Here is a 4,834-nt window from a genome sequence, read left to right as displayed (position 1 = left end):
TGTCTCATCAGAGACAACTTCTATATTCTATCAAATTTAAAACTCGCTGTCAATACCTTTTTCAAGGTTTTTTCAAACTTGTTTCAAATCTGTTACCGCTACCCTCTCGGACAACAGCTATATTAGTTTAGCATTGCCATTTGATTTTGTCAACATCTTTTTTTAAGATTTTTTTCTCTTGGATTTCCTCTTCCGTGGAGCCCCTCAAGCAGCAACTTTAATAATTTATCATCTATTTTATCTTCTGTCAAGTGGAAATTAAAAAAGAAGTCTAATAAAAAATTAAAAAGCATAAAATTAGTGCCATTTCGGTTGTGAAATTTCAAAATGTTCAGTTAGTGACTATAATCATCTATATGGAGAGGAAAAAATCTCCCTCGGTTATACAGCTAATTTAAGTTGATTCAACATCTGGAGATTCATCCTAAATGGACCTCTAAAAAAATTTGGCTTAACAGCTTCAGGACTAGGAAAAATATATTCGACTTTATCAGAAAGTACTTTTATTATTTTTTGAGAATAATCCGTATCACCAGCAAAATAAATAACTTTACTTTCAAATGAGATCGACATTGAAACAACATCCCCATTAACTTTACCCAATACTTTTTCGTTATCCAATTACTAGCAGACAGGCCGGAGCAGCTTTAATACTTATCTGATAACCCTTATAAAAAATAGTATTTTCTTTCCTCCTGTTTAAAAATGAAACTTCAGAAGGTACTAACTCTGTTAATAGCCTCTTACTTTAACAAATAACCGCCTTACCAGCTAAAAGATTTTCTTCCATTTTTGATCTTGATTATCATGAATTAATAACCATAAATCGACTTTTCTTAAAAGCTTAATATTGTCATAAACAAAAATTTTTTACAAAGAAAACCTTTAAATTGGACAATTATCCATTTTGGAGATAAACCAGGATCAATTCCTATGTAAAATTTACCGTCAGTAGATAACACACCACAAGTAACATCAAATTAAGTAAATGGAACTCCCCTAAAATACCTAAAAATAAATGGCTATAATAAAAAGTGAATATCTAATACACAAATTAAATAAGATAACATAAAACAAAAAAATCTAAACTTGCAAGAATTATAAGCAAGACATAAATTAAAAAAGCAACAAAAAAGCCCTATATAATAGGACTTTCATCTACGCTATACTATACCGGCGGCCGGGGTCGAACCGGCACGTCCTTGCGGACACTGGATTTTGAGTGCGACACTATCAATTTTAAATCTCAAAAATATTGATTTTATAAGCTTCTTTTCTATAATAATTTTCTAAAATTGATATTTCTTATTAATTTTAGATACTTTTTAGTAACCATAAAAGGTTAGTTAGAAAAGGCACGCATCCCTGCGTACCTTTTATTTAATCAATCATAGCATAGCGCTTTGCACCACTATAACTAGTATAAGTTATCCATGTATGTCCATCTGCTACTAGCTTTTGTGCAAGATTTATAGAATCTCCTGAATTAAAATAAAATTCAGTAGTTGCTGAGGCTCTTGGCTCTGATTTTACAGGAACTTTCTTTGAAAAAGTATATGTACCAACATAAACTGACGCTCCTGAATTATCTACAACAGCAGAATCTGTTGTAGAGCCCGCTTGTGAGGTCGTATCAGTAGAGGTGTCAACGGTACTATCAGACACCTTATAATATGGATGTAATTCTTTATCAATACTATGGGCTATGACGATAGAATCTTGCCCATAAGTTTGTCCTAAAGCTGTTGTCGCTACTCCTTTAGGATAAAACCATATAGCAATACCTCCTCCAGCTGTATATGCTAAACTGGCATTAATGTAATTATTATTAATTGTCATATTAGTTAAAGCACTATATTTTTTCGAAGCGACCCCATTAGAATTGAAAACAATAGTATCACCATAATCATTTTGCCAAGTTCCTGAAACACTCGAAAAATCACCATTTACCAACTCATTAATGTTCATTCCTGTATCATTTTGAGCTGGTTCAGATTGTGCTTCTTCTGAATTAGAATTATTTAACTCTGGTTGACTTGATTGGGGCACTGATGAACTTTCGTTACCATTATTTTGTTCCGATGTCTGATTAGTGTCAGACTGTTCTTGATTTTGTTCTGTAGAACTCGCTTCTGTTTGACTAGAGCTTTCTTTTGTTTGTGAAGAAGAACGACTAGTTGAAGAGTTATTACTACTCTTACTTACACTAGTACTTGAGCTTGATGAACTAGTAGAAGTAGTTGAACGGTTATTGAATAAACTACAAGATGCCAGAAGAAATATTGAGGATAATATCACACAAGATAGAGCTATTTTCTTTATAATGTTTTTCATAATTTATCTCCTTTTCTGCCAATCATTAATCAACCAAGACATATCTCTTAACACCACTATAGCTCGTATAAGTAACCCACTGGTGTCCATTTGATGTAATTAAACTAGCATTATTAACAGAGTCACCTTTATTAAAATAGAACACAATAGCACTAGAGGTGTTGGCTTCATTTCTAACTTCTACAGTATCAGTAAATGTATATGTACTACCATTTACTGTTGCTTTAATAGATGCTGCCTTCTTTTGAACATTCACAGTTGTACCTGCAATACCTTTTAGACTTCCATCATTTTGAACATAATAAAGATGAACATTATATTCGCCTGTATTATTCTTATGGTTAGAAGCTGAAACTGAAACTTTATAGGTACCATTGCTTTGTAGGCTGGCATCATACCAAACAATATCATCTTGTCCATTTTGAGTAGACCATATTGGAACTTTTACACCTTTGACTCCATCTGGATTATAGACGTTTGAAATAATAACATCAAATGTTCCATTACTACTGTTGTTGTTTTGAATAGTAATCGTTCCTGATGGTGAGCCAATATTAACTCCTTTCCAAATATCTGAGTAAGTATTTCCTGCTACCCCAACGGTTTTCCCATCACTCAAAACATAATAAAGATGAACGACATATTCCCCTCTACTGTTACCGTGCTCGCTTATTGGAACAGTTACTGTATAAGTAGTATCATTAACTTTCGTTGCATTATACCAGATAATATCGTCTTGGTCATTTTCACTTGTCCAGGTAGGAACAAGAACTTTAGTAATGGTTTTATTACTTGATACATTCGAAATACGGACATCAAAAGAATCACCATCAACATTGACTATGGAAATTGTTCCCTTAACTACTGTTGACTCTATTACAGATACAGCAACATATCTTCGTGCACCACTATAACTAATATAGCTAATCCATTGATAGCCATCACCTTCCACCGTACTGTCATAATTTACTGTTTGTCCAGCCGAATAAGTAGCAACTGTGTTCGCCGATACTTTCGGTGCATCTTTCACATCTGCTGAAGAGGTAAATGTATAGGTACCACTTGATGGAATTGTAGTACTTCCTCCAGATTGTGAACCTGATGATATGTCTTTAAAGTGGATAAATCCACTATAATGAGTTTTTGCATATGTTCCTGTGTGATAAGCATGGTCTCCGTTCCAATTATACTCTTCAATAACAACATTATCTCCAGATACACTTGCAACCCACGCAACATGACCACTACTTATCCAAGCAACTGAACCAACCGCTGGAGTCATATTAACAGCATATCCTCTTGCACTAGCATTTGTTCCCCATTCCGATGCATTTCCAAACGCACGTGGAATTTCAAATCCATTTACCGAACTTAGACGCCATGCAACAAAAGAAGTACATTCTCCAGTATATAGTCCCCATTGGTCAATTTCCCAAACCGTACTATAAGGATAGTCATCTCCAATAACACCTGTACTGGTTGCAGATAATGCTTTTGCCCTTTTTGGTGTTGTTGGTATTTCTATATCAGGCTCATCAGTAGCTACCTCTTCTTCTACAGATAATTCAATATTAGACAAATTATCTGCTTCATTACTGGTAGGCGCTTCATCATTATTTTCAATAAAGTCTGCCTCATCCTCTTCACTACTCTTAACTACTTCACTATTAAGCGAATCATCAATACTATTATCTACACCCCCATTATCATTTACAATGTTACTAGATGTAGAGGAAGATGAATCTATTAAAGACTCTGTATCATCAATAGAATTATTTCCTTGAACATTTTCCTCCACTTCTATAAGCTCCTCAATATCATTGTTATCTTCACCATCTTTCAACACAGTAGTGTCACTCTCTACAAGTACTACTTCAGCATTATTGATAAAGTCTGAATTACCAGTATTATCATCTGCACTAACTGTTTGTGACAAAGAGACCATCCAAAAACCTAAAAGGACTGAACAGACTCCTACAGCATATTTTCTTATTGAGTATCTTGGCTTCCTATCGTTCACAATCTTTTTATTCATGATATTACTCCTTTTATTGAAAAAGCAACGAACTTACGTAAGTTTAATTAAGAATTACTCAATATGGTTCCTTTCATAATTCCTTTCTAGAGCCAATCCTTTTAATAGTATTATAGCGCTTTCAAAATTTAAATTCAACTTTTTTTGCGAATATATTAAAAATATTACAAAACTATGACAAAAAACAATCATGTACTCTTAGGATATAACCAAACCTTCTCAGCGGTTGAATTAACCCAAGTAACATTTGAGGATATTAAAGAATGTGGAGCAGCTGTTGATGAGCTTATAAAGCCTTCGATTCTTGATGAAATGCACAAAAGTTGTGTTTGTAGAACCAAGAGTTAGCAAAACTAAAAGAAGACTAGCACTAAAATTGACCTTTTTAGGCTAGTCTTTTGTTATATGTTATAATTGAGTAAATTAAAATAATAAGTTGAGGTTGAATATGTTCGTTTTACTATT

3 protein-coding genes are annotated in these 4,834 nt (G+C 33.5%); all 3 read right to left on the bottom strand.

The annotated features are described in order from the left end of the window. Positions 1 to 381 precede the first annotated feature (381 nt). Complete coding sequence (locus JG537_RS09610) at positions 382 to 621, bottom strand: hypothetical protein (protein WP_199545191.1); 240 nt, start codon at positions 619 to 621, stop codon at positions 382 to 384. Positions 622 to 1,380: 759 nt separating this feature from the next. Then, positions 1,381 to 2,334, bottom strand: coding sequence for an SH3 domain-containing protein (locus tag JG537_RS09605; RefSeq protein ID WP_199545189.1), 954 nt, complete (start codon positions 2,332 to 2,334; stop codon positions 1,381 to 1,383). A gap of 25 nt (positions 2,335 to 2,359) precedes the next feature. After that, the gene (locus JG537_RS09600; RefSeq protein WP_199545187.1) at positions 2,360 to 4,369 is read right to left on the bottom strand and encodes a GBS Bsp-like repeat-containing protein; all 2,010 of its coding nucleotides are present in this window, start codon (positions 4,367 to 4,369) and stop codon (positions 2,360 to 2,362) included. Positions 4,370 to 4,834 lie beyond the last annotated feature (465 nt).

It is taken from the genome of Streptococcus vicugnae, from assembly GCF_016461705.1.
In the GTDB taxonomy this organism is placed as follows: Bacteria; Bacillota; Bacilli; order Lactobacillales; family Streptococcaceae; genus Streptococcus; species Streptococcus vicugnae.
This window is presented reverse-complemented; position numbering and strand designations above follow the sequence as displayed.

What these genes read in the sequence shown, in the direction of transcription:
- JG537_RS09605 (WP_199545189.1), bottom strand. Translation starts at nt 2,334, where the DNA reads ATGAAAAACATTATAAAGAAAATAGCTCTATCTTGTGTGATATTATCC.
- JG537_RS09600 (WP_199545187.1), bottom strand. Translation starts at nt 4,369, where the DNA reads ATGAATAAAAAGATTGTGAACGATAGGAAGCCAAGATACTCAATAAGA.